Source organism: Proteus sp. G4415, assembly GCF_963896075.1.
Taxonomy (GTDB): domain Bacteria; phylum Pseudomonadota; class Gammaproteobacteria; order Enterobacterales; family Enterobacteriaceae; genus Proteus; species Proteus mirabilis.
Genome location: NZ_CAWQOK010000048.1, coordinates 19,870 through 39,613 on the forward strand (window position 1 = coordinate 19,870; position 19,744 = coordinate 39,613).

Genomic DNA, 19,744 nt, shown 5'->3' on the forward strand with positions numbered 1-19,744 from the left:
TATGCTGACACGTTTGCGGGAAATTGTAGAAAAAGTGGCTATGGCAGCGAGTCTGCCAGAAGCACTTGAACTATTAGTGAAAGAAACGTGTCAAGCTATGCACACGGATGTGTGTTCTATTTATCTTGCCGATATTCCCCATCGCTGTTTCTATTTAATGGCCACAAAAGGATTGAAAAAGCCGAAAGGGCGTGCCGTCAGCCTCTCATTTGATGAGGGGGTGGTGGGTGAAGTAGGACGTCTTTCTGAGCTGATTAATCTGGCTGATATTCGTGAACACCCTAATTTTACCTATCTGCCACAAGTAAAAGAGGATGATCTGCGCGCTTTTCTCGGCGTGCCCATTGTCTATCGTCGTCAGTTACTTGGGGTGTTGGTGGTTCAGCAAAAAGAGCGACGCTTATTTAATGAAAGCGAAGAATCTTTTATGGTGACACTAGCCACCCAATTAGGGGCGATATTGTCGCAAGTGCAAACGAAAGGATTATTTGGACAATATCGTCAAAGCCGTATTAAAGCCCTATCCGTTTCTACGGGGGTAGTGATGGCATATGGTTGGCAAGAGATGTCTCAGCCAACCTTAGATCATGTTTTTAAAGCCAGCGCACTGGATATAAAAAGTGAATTAAACCGATTAACGGTCGCCTTAGAAGATGCAACATCAGAGTGTCGCCGTTTTAGTAAGCGCTTTATGGCGAATTCACAAAAAGAGAGTGCGGCTATTTTCGATCTCTATTCGCATTTACTTAACGATCCCCAATTAAGACAAAAAATGACTGGGGTTATACAACAAGGCTATGTTGCTGAGTGGGCAGTAAAAGTGGTGATAGAGAAGTTTTCTGCACAGTTCTCAAGTCTTAAAGATAGTTATATGCGAGAACGAGCTTCAGATTTAAAAGCTTTAGGTCAGCGCTTACTATTTCATTTAGATGATGATCTCAGTACGACAAATACATGGCCAGATCGCTTTATTCTTGTGGCGGATGAGCTTAGTGCCAATCTATTGGCTGAGTTGCCAGAACAACAACTGGCAGGGGTGATAGTTCGTGATGGTGCGACTCATTCACACTCAGCGATTTTAGTTCGAGCAATGGGGATCCCTGCCATTATGGGGGCAGATATTCAACCGGAGCTACTTCACAACCGGATGCTGATTCTTGATGGTTATCGTGGTGAGATTTTTATTGAGCCAGAACCCTTTATCATGCAGGAATATCGGCAAATCATTGATGAAGAAAGAGTATTGAGTCAACTTGCTGAAGAGCAGCTTGAACAGCAAGCGGTATTAAAAAATGGTGAATCCATCAGTGTGCAATTAAATGCAGGGCTAAGCATTAAATATGAACAACGTATTAGCGTTGGCATAGATGGTGTCGGTCTTTATCGCACAGAAATCCCTTTTATGTTACAAAGCGGTTTTCCTTCCGAAGATGAACAAAAAAACCGTTATCGTGAAATCTTATCATTTTTTCCCAATAAACCCGTCGTACTACGTGCTTTAGATATAGGTGCAGATAAACAGCTTCCTTATATGCCGATAAATGAGGAGAACCCTTGTTTAGGGTGGCGGGGGATCAGAATATTACTTGATCAGCCAGAAATATTTCTGATCCAACTACGAGCGATGTTAAAAGCTAATCTTGAATTTAAAAATTTGAAAATATTGTTGCCGATGGTGACAAGTATTGATGAAATTGAAGAAGCGAAAGCATTGTTACTAAGAGCATGTGCTGAAGTTAGCCGAGAAATAAAATGCGAATGCATTCTACCACCTGTGGGGATCATGCTTGAAGTCCCCTCATTGGTCTTTATGTTACCGCAATTAGCACATCGAGTAGATTTTATCTCGATTGGTACCAATGATTTAACGCAATATTTACTTGCAGTCGATCGTAATAATACCCATGTAGCACTGCTCTATGATAATTTGCATCCTGCATTACTGCGTTCGCTTAATATTATTGCTTTAGAATGCCAACGTTATCAGTTACCAGTCAGTGTTTGTGGTGAAATGGCGGGTACGCCGATGGGGGCATTGCTACTAATAGGGCTAGGTTTTCGTCAGTTAAGCATGAGTGGCCGTAGTTTACCTAGGGTAAAATACTTATTGCGCCATCTAGATCCTGCTATCTTACAGCCTTTTATGCAACAGGTGTTGAAAGCTGAAACGGCAATAGAGATAAAAAAATTGTCTGCTGATTTTATGGAAAGACAAGGATTAGGTGGATTAATTCGCGGAGGTATCTGATAGGCCTTCGTATAAACTTTTTGTCTAAGGGGTTATCCACATCGACCCATAGATAGAAAATCATTAATAAAGTGAAGTAGGGAAGAATGAGTATAAACTACCTTAAATTTCCAGAAATCGATCCAGTTATGTTTTCTATCGGGCCAGTATCTTTGCACTGGTACGGCATGATGTATTTGATTGGATTTGTGTTTGCATTATGGCTAGCAAACCGCAGAGCGGCAAAACCTAACAGTGGTTGGCAAAAAAGTGAAGTTGAAACATTACTTTATGTAGGGTTTGTGGGCGTGTTTATTGGTGGGCGTCTAGGATATGTTTTATTCTATAACTTACCGGTATTTTTAGATAATCCACTTTACCTATTTAAAGTCTGGGATGGCGGAATGTCCTTCCACGGTGGCTTAATTGGGGTGATCTGCGCCATGATTTGGTTTGCTCGTCGCACTAAACGTCACTTTTTTCAAGTCGCAGACTTTGTTGCTCCATTAATCCCATTTGGTTTAGGTTTAGGACGTATTGGTAACTTTATTAATGGAGAGCTTTGGGGGAGAGTCACCTTAGATACCCCTTGGGCGATTTTATTCCCAGGCTCCCGTGCAGAAGATCTACAGCTTGTCGCGCAAGATCCCACTACACTATTACCTATCATTCAGCAATACGGCGTATTGCCTCGCCACCCATCGCAACTCTATGAAATGTTCTTAGAAGGCGTGGTATTATTTATTATTCTGAATATCTTTGTACGCAAAAATCGCCCTATGGGTAGTGTATCGGGGTTATTCTTAATTGGTTATGGTGCTTTCCGTATTATTGTTGAATTCTTCCGCCAACCTGATGCGCAATTAGGTTTATTTAGCGGTATCAGCATGGGGCAAATTCTTTCCATTCCAATGATAATATTAGGCATTATCTTTATGGTGTGGGCGTATCGTCGCGATAAAGCCACTCCACAGACGCCAACAACACACTAACTATTATTAGCTAACAAAAAAGAGAGACTACATGAAGCAGTATCTGGCATTGTGTCAACGCATTATCGATGAAGGTGAATGGATTGATAATAAACGGACAGGAACCCGTTGTTTAACGGTGATAAATGCCGATCTGGAATATGATGTTGCCAATAACCAATTTCCACTCATAACAACACGTAAAAGTTTTTACAAAGCCGCGATTGCGGAACTATTAGGGTACTTACGTGGTTATGATAATGCAGCACAATTTCGTGCTATTGGCTGTAATACGTGGAACGCGAATGCTAATGAAAATAGCGCATGGTTAAATAATCCGCATCGTAAGGGTGAAGATGATATGGGCCGAGTCTATGGTGTTCAAGGACGCCAATGGCAACGCCCTGATGGCTCACACTTTGATCAATTACGTAAAGTGGTAGATAACTTAACTAACGGTATTGACGATCGTGGTGAGATAGTCACTTTTTATAATCCCGGAGAAACAGCGTTAGGGTGTTTACGTCCATGCATGCATACACATACTTTTTCATTGCTCGGTGACAGGCTTTATTTAACCTCATATCAACGTAGCTGTGATGTCCCATTAGGGTTGAATTTTAATCAAATTCAATGCTTTGTATTATTAGCGCTGGTGGCTCAAATCACAGGGCATAAACCAGGTAAAGCATTCCATAAGATAGTTAATGCTCACATTTATGAGAACCAATTACCTCTGATGCGTGATGTTCAACTAAAAAGAGAGCCATTGCCATTACCTAAGCTACATATTAATCCAAACATTAAGACATTAGATGATATAGAAACTTGGGTCACGACAGATGACTTTAGTGTTGAAGGTTATCAGTGTCACGAGGCGATAAAATACCCGTTCACGGTATAGTTTAACTCACTGATTTGGTTTAACACTTAACAACCCCCAATAGTTGAATTCAATTATTGGGGGTTTTTGATATACAAAACACCCCCTTTATTGGGGTTTATTTGTATATCAAGGTAATGTACTATACTCAAATATACAAAATAACCCCTCGTTGGGGGTGATTTAGTAGAGGTTGATATGGAGTTAATAAGAGCAATTAATGTTTTTAACAAATTCAGTAAGCAAGGTAGAAATATCTTCCTCACCAAAGATTTAAAAATGCTTTTTCCTGATGAGTCTCCGAAAACATTACAAAAATCAGTTGACCGGCTGATCGCGCATGATGTGCTACGCCGAGCATCAAAAGGTGTATATATCTATACTCAAGGTTCATTGGGGCCTTACCCTTTAGAACGTCTGGCCGAAAATATTCGACGAGGCCACTACAACTACATTAGTTTGGAATCCGCTCTATCTCAGTACGGTGTAATTTCACAGATCCCCATCGACAGACTTACGATTATGTCCACAGGCCGGTCTGGAGAGTTTGTAACGCCTTGGGGCGTTATTGAGGTTACCCATACTGCCAAGAAGCCTCTTGAAATACTCAATACTACGGTGGAAGGAAGGGGGCCATTAAGAATTGCAACAAAGGAGACTGCCATTAAGGATCTAATGAAGGTTGGCAGAAATACACACCTCATCCAACGTGAGGAATTAAACTATGTCTGATTTTGTCAATTTTAATGAGCTAGTTGACAGCATTGTCATCGAAAAGGATTACGGCGCGAACAGGCCTGTCGTGGAAAAAGAATTGCTACATTATGACATTCTTTATGCTCTTTCCGCCACAGGGCTTTTAAAGCACATCACATTTCAGGGCGGTACATCGCTTAGGCTTTGCTATGGATCAAACAGATTTAGTGAAGATCTGGACTTTGCTGGTGGTCGTGACTTCTGTTCAGCGCAACTGCTTGAGATTAAAGCGTGTATTGAGAAATATGTTGGTGAACGATATGGCTTGGAGGTTGTGGTTAAAGAGCCAAAAGAGCTAAGAAAAGAACCTGATTATGCAGATGTAAAAGTCGATAAGTGGCAAATATCAGTGACTACCAATCCAGGAAAAAAAGACCTACCAAAGCAGAAGATCAAAGTGGAAATAGCCAACATTCCTGCATACACCAACACCCTTCGAACGCTTGTTAAAAACTATGAGCAGCTTCCTAGTGGCTATTCTGACCTGATTATTAGAGTGGAAGAGCTCACGGAGGTCATGGCTGATAAATTGGTTTCATTCCCAGCAACAACCTCACGTATTCGGTATAGAGATATGTGGGATTTGGTGTGGTTGCACCAGAAAGGGGTTAAACCAGACGCTGAACTGGTAATGAAAAAGGTTGCCGATTATAAGCTCAATGAGCATTTTGAGGAATGGTTGCAAGCAAGAATTGAGTCTTTGCCTGCATTGGTTGCGAGTGAAAAGTTTAAGGGAGAGATGAAGCGATTCTTACCTGTGTCTGTCGTAGATAGAACTCTCCTTCACCCAGATTTTCTTGAATTTTTACAAATTACTCTTCATGAACTGCTAGTCACTATCCAAACAGATATTTATGGAAGTAAAGATCCGAAGCCAGTAAAAAAATTTGAAATGTAGCACTCCAGCTAAGCCCGAACCTTTGAAGTGACCCCCAATAGTTGAATTCAATTATTGGGGGTTTTTGATATCAAAAAATCGTCATTTTATTGTTATTAACTTAAAAAAATATCGTATTGCGTAACCTCTCTTAAATTTGATGAGCTTTGATTTACCTATCTGGTTTTTGCCTGCATTGTTATTGAGATAAAACAGTAAAAATGACAAGGAAAACAAGTAGGAGGCATGGATGACAGGCAATCATTATTCCCATTCTAAACATTTAGGGAGTAGCTTATTCGAGGTGCTTATTGTTATGGCTATAGTAGCAATATTGAGCGCTTTATCCTTGAGCTCATATCATCAGTTGTTACGCCAACGCCAGTTAGTTCAAAGTGTAAGAGAAGTGATGGCGTTTTTAGCTTATCAACAACAACGCTCACTGCTCTTTAATTGCAAAGTGCAAATTGTATTGTGGCTATCACCTATTAATAAATTAGAGGCAAAATCGTTAACAACACCCACAACCAAAGAAAGTATTCAATTAGGGTTAAACAATCAGCTTATTCGCTCTACAGCAACACGCTTTACATTTTGTGGCTTACGCCAAACGTTACGACCGATGCATTTTGTGCTGTCAAATGGTGATGAAGAAGTCAAAATTATTATCTCTTCATTAGGGCGTATTCGAGCGTGCAGTCAGACAATAAAGGCATTTTCAGTATGCTAAAGCGTCCTTTGTCTATTCAACATCATGATTTTGCGGGTTTTATGTTGATGGAGTGCCTCTTTGTGATGACGATAAGTAGTCTTTTATTAGTTTGTATTGGACGTGCTTATCCTTATATTATCAATGAGTTAACTTCTTCTTATCAACAATATCGTTTAGAAATTTATCTAAAACAGCGTTTGCAGTTACTGGAAACGCAATTAAGGCGAGCAGGGTACTGCAATGGTGATTGCACTGTTAAAAAGGCTTCTTTACCTGTACCACTTAAAATAGGTCATTATCCTTATCACCCTCATGGCTCTTGTGTTTTGTTTGTTTACGATATGAACAATAACGGCCGTTGGGAGAGTCCAGAAGAACAAGAGAGTGATTACTTTGGTTTTAGATTAAAAAACGGTCAGCTTGAACAACGTCGTGGTGTGCAAAATTGTGATTCAACAGGATGGCAACAGATCTTCGAAAAAGAAGAAATTGAGGTGACAGAATTTATCTTAACTCCCTATACACACTATTCTCCAATAAAAAAACGTGCATTTAACTATCTATCATTATCATTAAAATTCCAAGCAAAACAAAATATTAACCTAAAAGTACACTATCAAACATCAATACTATTAAGGAATATTTCGTGATAACGACACAGGGAACAATAAAGGAGCAACAGGGTGTCATCGGTCTGATGGCTGCAGTAGGTTTTATGGTGATAAGTTTATCGTTACTGACAAGTTTTGCTTATCATTATCGTCAATGTCAATTAATGGTGATGCAAGAGTTACAAGCAAAGCAGACCTTTTTATTCGCTGGATCTGCGTTGTCATGGGGAATGACCTTAACATGGGATTTATCGCCTTCTCGTCTTTACCAATGGCAATGTCGTACTTTTACTGCTGAGCCTAATATGAAAAGCTGTTTCTCTTTGAGAGGAAAGACAAGCGCTTTACTACTCGGAGAGGCTAAAAGTCATAGCGGAGATAAGATATCTCATTATCAATGGATTAATCTGGTGGGTAAGGAAAAACTGCATATTGAAGCCCAACCGAATGGTTGGCTAGACTACTGTCCACTAGTTAAAGAAGGCTGTATTTGATAATAAATACTTAATTAATCATGAAAGAAAAGAAGATAGTATGCTAATTAATATGGTGTCAGTATTGCTATTCTTTAATATTAGCTTTGTCGCTATTATAGGGTATAGCCAAGCCTTAAAAGTTGATTTTCAGCGCTTAGTGGCTATCCAACAAGCCGGAGCGTCTCTTTTTGCTTTTTATGGGCAAATGTCATTCAACTCTGTTGATAACCTTAAAATAATGACACAATCACTTATTGAAGCGGAAGGCTGTCAAAAAATAGAGGGATCGATAACCCACCATTCAGGTTATGTGACACGCTTATACCATTGGTCATGTGATTAATAAAATGAGGATCTGATGTTCCATATTTACCATTCAAATCAATTATCACTACTTAAATCACTGATGGTACATTTTATGCAAAATCGGCCACTATCATCGCCTTTTGAGCAAGAAGTGATTTTAGTGCAAAGTCCCGGAATGTCGCAGTGGTTACAAATCCAATTAGCAGAAAGTTTGGGTATTGCTGCTAATATCCGTTATCCATTACCCGCTACTTTTATTTGGGAAATGTTTACTCGGGTATTATCAGGTATACCTAAAGAAAGTGCGTTTTCTAAAGATGCCATGACATGGAAACTAATGGCATTATTGCCTAATTACCTTGATGATCCGGCATTTAAACCCTTGCTACATTATCTTAAAGATGATGAAGACAAACGTAAATTACATCAACTAGCGGGGCGTGTGGCGGATCTCTTTGACCAATATCTGGTTTATCGTCCCGATTGGTTGTCGGCATGGGAAAATGATCAACTAATTGATGGCTTGAGTGACAATCAATACTGGCAAAAAACACTGTGGTTGGCACTGCAACGCTATACAGAAGATCTTGCGCAACCTAAATGGCATCGTGCTAATCTTTATCAACAATTTATTTCTACTTTGAATGATGCGCCTATGGGGGCGCTTGCGCACTGTTTTCCATCGCGTATTTTTATTTGTGGTATTTCAGCATTGCCACAAGTCTATTTGCAAGCACTGCAAGCAATCGGCAGACATACCGAAATCTATTTATTGTTTACTAATCCTTGCCGCTATTACTGGGGAGATATTCAAGATCCAAAATTCCTCGCTCGTCTAAATAGTAGAAAGCCTCGACATTATCAGCAACTTCATGAACTACCTTGGTTTAAAGATGAACAAAATGCATCGACACTATTTAATGAAGAAGGGGAGCAAAATGTCGGCAATCCACTATTAGCGTCTTGGGGAAAGTTAGGTAAAGATAATCTCTATTTTCTTTCTGAGCTTGAATATAGCGATGTGTTAGATGCTTTTGTTGATATACCAAGAGATAATTTATTACATCAACTTCAGGCCGATATACTCGATTTAGAGGATTTTTCACAAATAGGTCAGACGCTTGAGGATTACCAAAGTAGTGAAAAAAAACGGATCATCGCCAATGATGATCGCTCTTTGACCTTTCATGCTAGCCATAGCCCACAACGGGAAGTCGAGGTATTACAAGACCAATTACTGCATCTCCTCGAGCAAGATGCTGATTTATTACCGCGAGATATTATTGTTATGGTGGCGGATATTGATAGCTATACGCCCTATATTCAAGCCGTATTTGGTAATGCGCCCGCAGAGCGTTATATTCCTTTTGCCATTTCAGACCGAAAAGCTCGCCAAGTACATCCTGTCTTACAAGCTTTTATCACTTTATTAGAATTACCTCAAAGCCGTTTTACCGCAGAGCAAGTGCTTGCATTACTTGAAGTACCCGCCTTAGCTGCACATTTTGCCATTTTTGAAAATGAGTTGAAGCTACTACGGCGCTGGGTTGAAGAGTCAGGTATACGTTGGGGATTAGATGATGAAAATGTGGCCTCCTTTTTATTACCTGTGACAGGAAAAAATACGTGGGAGTTTGGGTTATTAAGGATGCTTCTTGGTTATGCGATGGACAGTGAGGCAGGGCCGTGGCAAGGGGTATTGCCTTACGATGAATCAAGTGGCCTAGTCGCTGAGTTAGCAGGGCATCTAGCAGATTTTCTATATACCTTAAGTGAATGGCGCACACGATTAAGCGAAACTCGCAACTTAGAAGAGTGGCTTGATATCGGTCAACAGCTTGTTGATGCTTTTTTTGACACTGATGAAGAGACAGAGCTGGTATTGGCGCTTATCACACAACAGTGGCAAAAGGTGATAAAAAATGGTCTAGAGGCGCACTATCAACATGAAATTCCATTAGTGCTGATCCGCGATGAACTTACAGTGCGTTTTGATGATGAGAAAATTAGCCAACGCTTTTTAGCCGGAAGCCTTAATTTTTGCACCTTAATGCCAATGCGTTCAATTCCATTTAAAGCAGTCTGTTTATTGGGAATGAATGATGGGATCTACCCACGTAATATTCAGCCATTAGGATTTGATTTAATGGCAGAAAAACGTCGTCGAGGTGATAGAAAACGTCGTGATGATGATCGCTACCTGTTTTTAGAAGCATTAAGCTCAGCAGAAAAATACCTTTATATCAGTTATATTGGTAAATCTATTCGTGACGATCGCGAATGTAATCCTTCGGTATTGATTAAAGAGTTACAAGATTATATTGGGCAAAATTTCCGTTTAAGGGAAGATGCATCATTAAATGTTGATGACAGTGCGCAGCGTATCATCAGCCACTTATTAACCCAACATAGTCGAGTGCCTTTTGCGCCAGAAAACTTTAAAACGGATGCTCTATATCGCTCTTATGCCGCTGAATGGTTACCGGCAGCAAGTGGGAAAGGGACTGCTCACCAAGCATTTTCAACGCCATTAAATAAAAAAATTGAGAAAGTCTCTTTAGATGAACTATCACGCTTTTATCGCCATCCCGTACGCGCTTTTTTCCAGCAAAGTCTAAAAACGAATTTTGTTATTGAAGAGACCGAGCTACCGGAAGAAGAGCCTTTTGTCATTAATGCATTACAACGTTATCTATTAAACCAATGGTTATTAAAAGCCTTAATCGAAGGGACATCAACAGAAGCACTTTATGAACGCATTAAAGCAGCTGGAAAATTACCAGCTAGTGCGTTTGGTCAAATTTATTGGGAGCAACAAATAGAAACGTTGCAACCTTTAGCCGAAAAAGTCAGAAGTGAACGTTTAGCAACCCATTCTGTCACAATAGAATACCAATTTAATACGATCCCATTAATTGGTCGTTTAAATGAAGTACAAGCCGATGGGTTACTCCGTTGGCGACCCGCCACATTAACAGCTAATGATCTACTGCAATTATGGATAGAACATCTCGTGTACTGCTTAAGTGGTGGAACTGGCGAAAGCCGTTTTTATGGTAGAAAAGAGTCGCAATGGTGTCTATCACCGGTGTCTGCGGATATTGCGTATTCAACCCTTGAAAGATTGATCCAAGATTATCAAACAGGGATGAATACACCTTTAGCCTTATTCGCCAACAGTGGTTGGGCTTGGTTACAAGCTTGCTTCGATAAAAAAACACAGACGTTTTTATTTGATGATGAAGAGATACAAAACAAGGCAGAATTGGTATTAACGCAATATTTAACCGATAGCTATAACCGAGAAGGTGAAATGAATGATATCTATATTCAACGTGTATTTCATCAGCTTGATGCACCTTTTCTTGAGGCAGTAAAACAGACCACGTTAGCCATATTTAAGCCAATCATTCCATTTATAAAAAAATAAGGGAGCTCATATCAGATGAGAAAATACTTATCGCAACTTTGGATTATGTTGCTATTGATGCTAGTCAGTATCAACAGCTTCGCAACAGATCCACTTTGGCAAGTATTGCCGGATAGCATTGAAAAAAGTGAAAGTGATCCACGTGATTATCAGGCTATTAAATTAGCTAATGATATGACCGTATTACTGGTTTCAGATAAAAAAGCGGTCAAATCATTAACCGCCGTTGCTCTGCCTGTCGGTGCATTAGAAGATCCAGATAGCCAACAAGGTCTTGCCCACTATTTAGAACATATGGTGTTAATGGGCTCGACCAAATACCCAAAATCAGGGGATCTGACAGAGTTTTTAAATAAAAATGGTGGCTCTCATAATGCCAGCACAACCACTTACCGTACCGCATTTTATTTAGAAGTTGAAAATAGTGCCATTAATGAAGCAGTTGATCGCTTGGCAGATGCATTAGCGGAGCCATTACTTGATCCTAAATATGCTGATCGTGAACGTAATGCGGTTAATGCGGAATTAACCATGGCTCGCTCCCGCGATGGAATGCGTTTTTGGCAAGTGAGAGCTGAAACTTTGAATCCGGCTCATCCAAGCTCTCGTTTTATGGGAGGAAACTTAGAAACATTAAGTGATAAGCCAGAGAGTAAATTACAAGATGAATTAGTGAAATTCTATCAAACATACTATTCTGGTAACTTAATGAATGGGGTGATTTATAGTAATAAATCACTGGACGAACTCGCTAAATTAGCGGCTGATACTTTTTCCCGTATTCCTAATAAAAACACCCAAGCACCAGTAACGACGGTGCCTGCGATGACAGAAAAAGAAAAAGGGATAATGATCCACTTAGTCCCAGCTCAGCCACAAAAAACCTTACAAATCGAATTTGGTATTGATAATAATCTTGCCGATTTTCGCAGTAAATCAGATGAATATATTGGCTACCTTATTAGTAATCGTAGCACGGGTACACTAGCAACTTGGCTACAAGAGCAAGGATTAGCAGAGAATATTAGTGCTTCATCTGAATCTTATATCGATCGCAACCAAGGTTCATTTACCATTTATGTTTCTTTAACAGACAAAGGCCTTGCTGAGAAAGATAGAGTTATTTCAGCGATATTTTCTTATATTCAACTGATCCAAAATAAAGGGGTCAGTGAGCGCTATTTTAAAGAAATAGCCAATGTGCTTGACCTCTCATTCCGCTATGGCTCTATTGTTAGAGATATGAACTATATTGAAGATATCTCCGATATGATGCTGCGCTATCCGATTAAAAATATTCTTAATGCGGATTTTATTGCCGATGACTATCAACCTTCCGCGATCCTTTCTCGTCTAGGATCGCTTACACCAGAAAATGCGCGTATTTGGGTGATTAGCCCTAATGAGCCTTCAAATAAGCAAGCTTATTTTGTTCATGCACCTTATCAAGTGGATAAAATTACTGCGAAGCAATTAGCTTCATGGCAGGAATTAGCCAGCGACATCTCATTGTCATTACCGACACTAAACCCTTATATTCCTGATAATCTGTCACTTATTGATGCTGATAGTAACATCACTAAGCCTCAACTATTATGGCAAGACAGTCATGCTCGGTTATTCTATATGCCATCGCACTATTTTTCTGATGAGCCGAAAGCCAGTGTGACGTTAAGTTTAGTGAATAAAAATGCAGATCGCACAGTTAAACAGCAAGTTATACAAACATTGACCAATTACCTTGCTGATCTAACGTCTAGTGAACTGGCTTATCAAGCTTCTGTTGCCGGCATGAATATCTCCTCTTCTTCTGGGCGTGGAGTCGATTTCTCAGTCAATGGTTATACTCAACATTTACCAGAGCTAGTAAATGCCACACTAAAAAGCTATATAACGTTTGAAGCCACTCAGCAAGAGCTTGATCAAGCTAAATCTTGGTATCGTGAACAACTGGAAGTGACGCATAACCTTAAAGCGTATGATGCTGCAATGTTACCTGCCCGTCGCTTAAATACGATCCCTTATTATGAAGAAGCCGATAAACTTAAGGCGTTAGAGTCGATAACGTTACAAGATATTAAAGATAATCGTCGTGATGTCATTGAAAATGCAGCGCTTCAAGCATTAATTATCGGTAATTTAACGCCAGAGCAGAGCCGTGAGATAGTTAAATCGGCACAGGCATTATTAGGTAATAAAGGAACAGAATATTGGATTGGCGACACATTAGTTTTTGATAAATTAAATCAAGTTACATTCCAAAATAAATCTAAAAGCACCGATAATGCGCTAGGTGAATTGTTTATCCCTGTTGGCTATGAGCGTCTACAAGGAAAAGCAATTACATCAGTATTATCCTCTATCGTGCATCCTTGGTTCTTTGAACAACTCAGAACAGAAGAGCAATTAGGTTATGCGGTCTTTGCTTTCCAAGCTTCAATGGGTGAGCAGTCCGGTTTAGGCTTTTTACTGCAAAGTAATGCTAAACCACCAGTTTATCTCAATGAGCGCTATCATGCATTTTATCAACAAGCTTATGATCGCTTGAAAAAGCTAAGTGAAGCTGAATTTAATCAATATAAAAAAGCCATTATTGATGAAGTAAAACAACCACCGCAAACATTTTATGAAGAGGTTTCTCTTTATCGTAATGATTTTTATCGTAATAACTTAAAATATGATGGTCGTGAGAAGCTTTTAGCCCAACTGAATAAGGTAACGCTAAAACAAGCGATCGAATTTTATGAAAAAGCGATAATTAAACCGACAGGACTCGTGTTTGTTTCACAAATAATCGGGAAAGAGGGTAACAACGCTGATTATGCGCAAAATAAACAGTGGAAAATCTATTCAACCGTGAGTGAATTACAAAAAACATTACCTGTTGAGGAAATTAAAGAGTGAGTGAAGTGATACAGGCACAGGTATTAGATCCCTATACACTTCCTTTGTATCAAAGACGCCTCATTGAGGCGTCTGCGGGAACAGGGAAAACATACACTATAGGGTTATTGTATTTACGATTACTGCTTGGATTAGGGGGCGAGTCAGCATTTCATCGCCCCTTAAGTGTTGAAGAGATCTTAGTCGTTACTTTTACCGAAGCGGCAACGGATGAATTACGCGCCCGTATTCGTCAAAATATTCATCAGTTAAGGCTAGCCTGTATCCGTCATCAAGTAGAAAATGACAATAACGCTTACCAAATATTATTAGATCAAATCCCGAATAAAATGGTGGCGGCGCAATGGCTACTAGAAGCTGAGCGTCAAATGGATGAAGCCGCCATTTATACTATTCATGGTTTTTGTCAGCGCATGTTAGCCACTAACGCCTTTGAATCTGGTGTATTGTTTGAACAGGTGTTGATCCAAGATGAATATGAGTTAAAAAAACGTGTCTGCGCTGATTTTTGGCGCAGGCACTGTTATCCCCTTTCTTATGATGTTGCCTATGCGGTAAGCGAAATTTGGTCTGGCCCTGAGCAACTGCTGTATGAAATTCAACCCTATTTACAAGGTGAATGCCCCGAAATTCAAGGTATTGATTTCGACGCTAAAAAAGAGACTGTTGAACAGCGTCATCAAGCAGTCATTGAGGCCATTGATAAAGTTAAAGCACTATGGCGTCATCATTGCAATGAAATTGCAGATTGGATAACTTCATCTGGTGTTGATAAACGCAGTTACAGTAGTCGTTTCTTACCTAAATGGATCGATGAAATCACCGCATGGGCCACTCCACTCGAAACCAAAAGTTATCAGTTACCTGACTGTTTAAGTCGTTTTTCGCAAGCAACCCTACATGAAAAAACTACAAAGGGTGCTGCGCCTGAGCACGCTTTATTTGCGGAAATCGAACTACTTTGCCAACAAAGTTTAACGTTACGTGATGTGATCATTGCCAATGCCATTCCTGAAATACGCCAAGGGATAGAAAATGAAAAAATGCGTCGTGGTGAGTTGGGATTTGATGATCTGTTAACGCGTCTCGATAAGGCATTGCAACGAGAAGGCGGCGAAGCATTAGCAGATGCTATTCGCCAACGTTATCCCGTCGCGATGATTGACGAATTTCAGGATACCGATCCTCAGCAGTATCGTATTTTTGATACTATCTATGGTGAGCATACAGAGAGTGGTTTGCTATTTATTGGTGATCCCAAACAAGCCATTTACGCATTTCGTGGTGCAGATATCTTTACCTATATTCGGGCACGGCAACAAACCGATCACCACTATACATTGAATACTAACTGGCGCTCAGCTCCGGGTATGGTAAGTGCAGTTAATAAACTGTTTTTACGTTCTAAAACCCCTTTTTTGTTTGATCATATTCCTTTTATTGAGGTCAATTCGGCTGAAAAAAATCAGCATATGAAGTTTATTTACCAGCAAAAAACAGTTGCCCCATTAAATTTTTGGTTAGCTGAAGGTGAAAGCCTTTCAACTGGTAATTATGAACAATTAATGGCCTCGCAATGTGCGATGCAAATTCGTGACTGGTTATCAGCCGGTGACAATCAACAAGCTTGGTTAATCGAACAAGATAATAAAAGCGCTGTTACATCTGCCGATATTGTGGTGCTAGTGCGTAGTCGCCGAGAAGCATTATTGATCAGAGATGCATTAGATCTGTTATCTATCCAATCAGTATTTTTATCCAATAGAGAAAGTGTGTTTGAAACCAATGAAGCCAAAGATCTACTTTGGTTACTACAAGCAGTGGTAACCCCTGAAAAAGAACGGGTGTTAAGAGCTTCTCTTGCCAGTGCACTGTTTGGATTTAACGCACAACAAATTGACGAACTTAATCAAGATGAACAGCGTTGGAACCGCTATGTGGAGCAATTCGCTGATTATTTTGTCTTGTGGCAAAAACGTGGTGTGTTACCTATGCTACGTAAAGTCATGATAGAAAACCAAATCGCTGAGAACTTACTCGCAAGCCAAGCAGGAGAACGACGTTTAACCGATATCATGCATATTGGCGAGTTGCTACAAGAAACATCATTACAGCTTGATAGCGAGCACGCCCTTATTCGTTGGTTAGCCCAGCAAATTTCTCGACCAGATGCACAAGCGGAAAGTCAGCAAATGCGTTTGGAAAGTGATAAAAATCTAGTGCAAATTTGTACCATTCACAAATCTAAAGGATTGGAATATCCCATTGTTTGTCTACCTTTTGCCTGTAATTATCAAGAACAAAAGGGCGCGCTTTATCATGATAGAGATGAATTTTACGCAAAATTAGATATTTTTAATCAACCTGATAGCGTGCGTCTTGCTGATGAAGAGCGATTGGCAGAGGATTTACGCTTGTTGTATGTGGCATTAACTCGGGCGAAATTTTGTTGTTATGTTGGTGTTGCGCCTTTGGTTAAAGGAAATAAACGTAAGTCAGGATTAACTGATTTGCATAAAAATGCGCTGGGATATCTGTTGCAGCATGGGGAAGAGGGTAATAGTGAGCTATTACATCAATCCATTAATCAATTGCTTGATGACAATATAAAAGTGATCACGTTAGGTGATACCTCAACGTATCGATATCAATCTCCACATACAACGGATATTGCTTTAGATGTCGCCATATTTAAGCGAAAAATTAATGATAATTGGCGTATCACCAGTTATTCGGGATTAACGGCACAACACTCTGCTCGTGGATATCTATTTGATAGTGCTGATTTGGATGCCTTGGTACAATCTATCGCACCGGGCTTAGATACCGATGCTAAAGGTGAGAAAACAGCGCAACACAGCGATGAACTCTCTATTCATCACTTCCCTCGTGGTGCAGTCGCGGGGACATTTTTACATAGTTTGCTTGAAGAGCTTGATTTTTCACAGCCTATTGATGAAAGTTGGATGCAAGAGCAACTTATTACCCAAGGTTTTGAGGAAAAATGGACGCCATTGTTGGTGGCTTGGATGGAAACCCTTTTTCATACCCCATTAAATGCGCAAGGCTTATGTTTAGCTGATATTCCTAAGGAGCATCAACTCGATGAGCTACAATTCTATCTGCCTATTGAAAAGGAGATGTCGGCGGCACAGTTAACAGCATTAACCCGTCAATACGATCCTTTATCTGCGCAATGTCCAGCCCTCAATTTTCAGCAAGTGCAAGGCATGCTAAAAGGTTTTATTGACTTAGTATTTTGTTGGGAGGGCAAGTATTATGTGGTTGACTATAAATCTAACTGGCTTGGTGAATCGAGTGAGGATTACACGCAAGAGGCGATGAGCAATGCAATGCGCGATCATCGTTATGATTTACAGTATCAACTCTATACTTTAGCGCTACATCGATTTTTACAACAACGCTTACCTGATTATGATTACCAACGTCATTTTGGTGGGATCTGCTATCTCTTCTTACGTGGTATTGATGCTGACTACCCGGGCAATGGCGTCTATACCTATCTCCCTGAAGAAAAGTTTGTAGAGGCATTAGATGCGCTATTTAAAGGGGAAGCGCTTGAGGTTAACGGCAGTAAAGTGAACGTGCTGGGTGAGAACAATTCAAATGATTAAATTATTAGAACAAGCAATTGCACAAAACCTATTGCGCCCATTAGATTTACGTTTTGCTCAAATGCTGGTGGCAGATGAAAATCCTATCCTACTGTTTATTTTTGCCTATCTCAGTGCTCAAACAGGGGCGGGCCATGTTTGCTTACCGTTAAATATCATACAACAAGATAAATTGTTTGATGGACGACACACCGAGCTTTCACAAGCCATTTGGCAGGAAATGGCGCAACCATCAGCGAAAGAAATACTGGCAGAGCTTAATCAGAGCGAGTGTGTTAATCAAGGCCATAGTGATCTGCCTTCACCTATTATTCTCGATAACGGATTACTTTATCTACAAAGAATGTGGCGTTATGAAGAGCAAATTGCGCAATTTTTTCGCCAAGAGCAACGGGTGGTTGATATCGATGAAAATCAATTAACAAACGTATTAAATCAACTTTTCCCAAGTGTTAAGACAGATGCTGAAACTAACTGGCAAAAAGTCGCCGCAGCGGTTGCTATTACAAGCCCTATTTCGATTATTTCGGGTGGCCCAGGAACAGGGAAAACCACGACAGTAGCAAAGATTTTAGCTGCTTTTGTCATGCTAACGGCGAATGAAAAACCCATTATTCAACTAGCCGCACCCACGGGAAAAGCGGCAGCTAGATTGACCGAATCATTAGGTAAAGCATTAGCGCAATTGGCACTAAGTGAAGAAGAGTTAAAATGGATGCCCGATCAAGCGCAAACCATTCATCGCTTATTAGGTGCTCAACCGGAAAGTCAGCAAGTTCGTTATCATCGCGATAATCCGCTACAACTTGATATCTTGGTTATAGATGAAGCTTCTATGGTGGATTTACCGATGATGGCGCGTTTAATTGAGGCTTTACCGGAACATTGCCATGTTATTTTTCTGGGAGATAAAGATCAGCTCGCTTCGGTAGAGGCAGGAGCCGTTTTAGGGGATATTTGTCGTTTTGCGGATCAGGGGTTTAGCCAACGCCGTTTTGAGCAGATTGATCGCTTAACACAAGGTGCATTACAGAAAGATCCCGCTTCTATGACGACTTCTACTACGCCAGTTTCGGTGGTCAGTGATTCACTATGTTTATTGCGTAAAAGTTATCGTTTTGGCTCACATTCAGGTATTGGTCAATTAGCTTTTGCGGTTAATCAAGGACAAGTGAAGAGTGCTATGACGTTACTGAAAAAAGCGACAGTAACACAAGAGAGCACTGAGCGAGAAAAACATACCGATCCGCAGGACATCGAATTTATCTCATTAGACACCGATGAGAGCTATATGAAGATGCTTCAAGATGTTGCTAAGGCTTATCATCACTATCTATCGTTAGTCGCGCAAAAAGCAGCACCAGAGACTATTCTTCATAGCTTTAATCAATATCGTTTATTGTGCGCCTTGCGAGAAGGGCCTTTTGGTGTCACAGGACTAAATGAACGTATTGAGATGCTGTTACATCGCCAACACTTGATACGACGACCTATAAATAGTTATCAGCGGGAGTATATTGGGCGACCAATTATGATCCAGCGTAATGACAGCACATTGGGGCTATTTAATGGTGATATCGGCATTATGCTTAATAACGATGAAGGGGAAATGAAAGCTTTCTTTCAGTTGCCTGATGGCACATTGAAAGCTATCCAACCTAGTCGTTTACCGCAACATGAGACTGCCTATGTGATGACAGTGCATAAATCACAAGGTTCGGAATTTACCCATACGGCATTGGTATTGCCGACACAATTTTCTCCTATTGTTAGCCGAGAATTACTCTATACGGCGATAACGCGAGCCAAGCAGAAGCTATCACTTTATTCTTCTGAATATATGGTGAAAATGGCGATCCAAACACGTATTCAACGCCGCAGTGGATTAGTTGAAAAACTGCGTTACTGAGTGATTTTTTAATTTAATACGAATTAATATAATTATAGTGAATAGCA

General features: G+C 40.2%; 13 protein-coding genes. All 13 read left to right on the forward strand.

Features of this window, described 5'->3' with window-relative positions:
• Position 1: 1 nt before the first annotated feature.
• Complete coding sequence (gene ptsP, locus AACU95_RS04840) at positions 2 to 2,248, forward strand: phosphoenolpyruvate--protein phosphotransferase (protein WP_161737189.1); 2,247 nt, start codon at positions 2 to 4, stop codon at positions 2,246 to 2,248.
• A gap of 86 nt (positions 2,249 to 2,334) precedes the next feature.
• Positions 2,335 to 3,219 carry a prolipoprotein diacylglyceryl transferase gene (gene lgt / locus AACU95_RS04845; protein WP_004245522.1) on the forward strand — a complete coding sequence of 295 codons (885 nt, stop codon included), beginning with the start codon at positions 2,335 to 2,337 and terminating at the stop codon, positions 3,217 to 3,219.
• Between the two features lie 31 nt (positions 3,220 to 3,250).
• On the forward strand, positions 3,251 to 4,102 hold the full coding sequence (locus AACU95_RS04850) for a thymidylate synthase (RefSeq protein WP_004245521.1): 852 nt from the start codon (positions 3,251 to 3,253) through the stop codon (positions 4,100 to 4,102).
• A 177-nt stretch (positions 4,103 to 4,279) separates the two neighbouring features.
• Positions 4,280 to 4,813 carry a type IV toxin-antitoxin system AbiEi family antitoxin gene (gene abiEi, locus AACU95_RS04855; protein WP_004245520.1) on the forward strand — a complete coding sequence of 178 codons (534 nt, stop codon included), beginning with the start codon at positions 4,280 to 4,282 and terminating at the stop codon, positions 4,811 to 4,813.
• Complete coding sequence (locus AACU95_RS04860) at positions 4,806 to 5,735, forward strand: nucleotidyl transferase AbiEii/AbiGii toxin family protein (RefSeq protein WP_004245519.1); 930 nt, start codon at positions 4,806 to 4,808, stop codon at positions 5,733 to 5,735. The genes abiEi and AACU95_RS04860 overlap by 8 nt, the downstream gene beginning before the upstream one ends.
• Positions 5,736 to 5,964: 229 nt before the next feature.
• A complete protein-coding gene (locus AACU95_RS04865; protein WP_012368318.1) occupies positions 5,965 to 6,444 on the forward strand; it encodes a prepilin-type N-terminal cleavage/methylation domain-containing protein in 480 nt (159 codons plus the stop codon).
• Positions 6,438 to 7,076: a prepilin peptidase-dependent protein gene (locus AACU95_RS04870; protein WP_017628574.1), complete on the forward strand. Its 639-nt coding sequence runs from the start codon at positions 6,438 to 6,440 to the stop codon at positions 7,074 to 7,076. Before AACU95_RS04865 ends, AACU95_RS04870 begins: the two co-directional genes overlap by 7 nt.
• Entirely contained in the window at positions 7,073 to 7,531 is a 459-nt protein-coding gene (locus AACU95_RS04875; RefSeq protein ID WP_004245516.1) for a DUF2509 family protein, read from the forward strand. Before AACU95_RS04870 ends, AACU95_RS04875 begins: the two co-directional genes overlap by 4 nt.
• Before the next feature lie 40 nt (positions 7,532 to 7,571).
• On the forward strand, positions 7,572 to 7,856 hold the full coding sequence (locus AACU95_RS04880; protein WP_004245514.1) for a hypothetical protein: 285 nt from the start codon (positions 7,572 to 7,574) through the stop codon (positions 7,854 to 7,856).
• A 15-nt stretch (positions 7,857 to 7,871) separates the two neighbouring features.
• Positions 7,872 to 11,249: an exodeoxyribonuclease V subunit gamma gene (recC, locus tag AACU95_RS04885; RefSeq protein ID WP_036907447.1), complete on the forward strand. Its 3,378-nt coding sequence runs from the start codon at positions 7,872 to 7,874 to the stop codon at positions 11,247 to 11,249.
• Between the two features lie 15 nt (positions 11,250 to 11,264).
• The gene (gene ptrA, locus AACU95_RS04890) at positions 11,265 to 14,153 is read left to right on the forward strand and encodes a pitrilysin (RefSeq protein ID WP_161737190.1); all 2,889 of its coding nucleotides are present in this window, start codon (positions 11,265 to 11,267) and stop codon (positions 14,151 to 14,153) included.
• On the forward strand, positions 14,150 to 17,788 hold the full coding sequence (gene recB / locus AACU95_RS04895; protein WP_141192177.1) for an exodeoxyribonuclease V subunit beta: 3,639 nt from the start codon (positions 14,150 to 14,152) through the stop codon (positions 17,786 to 17,788). Before ptrA ends, recB begins: the two co-directional genes overlap by 4 nt.
• Complete coding sequence (gene recD, locus AACU95_RS04900; protein ID WP_036895562.1) at positions 17,781 to 19,697, forward strand: exodeoxyribonuclease V subunit alpha; 1,917 nt, start codon at positions 17,781 to 17,783, stop codon at positions 19,695 to 19,697. Before recB ends, recD begins: the two co-directional genes overlap by 8 nt.
• Positions 19,698 to 19,744 lie beyond the last annotated feature (47 nt).

Excerpts from the sequence above, each read along its gene's own strand:
- recD (WP_036895562.1), top strand. The coding sequence starts at position 17,781 with ATGATTAAATTATTAGAACAAGCAATTGCACAAAACCTATTGCGCCCA.
- abiEi (WP_004245520.1), top strand. The coding sequence starts at position 4,280 with ATGGAGTTAATAAGAGCAATTAATGTTTTTAACAAATTCAGTAAGCAA.
- ptsP (WP_161737189.1), top strand. The coding sequence starts at position 2 with ATGCTGACACGTTTGCGGGAAATTGTAGAAAAAGTGGCTATGGCAGCG.
- recC (WP_036907447.1), top strand. The coding sequence starts at position 7,872 with ATGTTCCATATTTACCATTCAAATCAATTATCACTACTTAAATCACTG.
- AACU95_RS04850 (WP_004245521.1), top strand. The coding sequence starts at position 3,251 with ATGAAGCAGTATCTGGCATTGTGTCAACGCATTATCGATGAAGGTGAA.
- AACU95_RS04860 (WP_004245519.1), top strand. The coding sequence starts at position 4,806 with ATGTCTGATTTTGTCAATTTTAATGAGCTAGTTGACAGCATTGTCATC.
- ptrA (WP_161737190.1), top strand. The coding sequence starts at position 11,265 with ATGAGAAAATACTTATCGCAACTTTGGATTATGTTGCTATTGATGCTA.
- AACU95_RS04870 (WP_017628574.1), top strand. The coding sequence starts at position 6,438 with ATGCTAAAGCGTCCTTTGTCTATTCAACATCATGATTTTGCGGGTTTT.
- lgt (WP_004245522.1), top strand. The coding sequence starts at position 2,335 with ATGAGTATAAACTACCTTAAATTTCCAGAAATCGATCCAGTTATGTTT.
- AACU95_RS04865 (WP_012368318.1), top strand. The coding sequence starts at position 5,965 with ATGACAGGCAATCATTATTCCCATTCTAAACATTTAGGGAGTAGCTTA.
- AACU95_RS04880 (WP_004245514.1), top strand. The coding sequence starts at position 7,572 with ATGCTAATTAATATGGTGTCAGTATTGCTATTCTTTAATATTAGCTTT.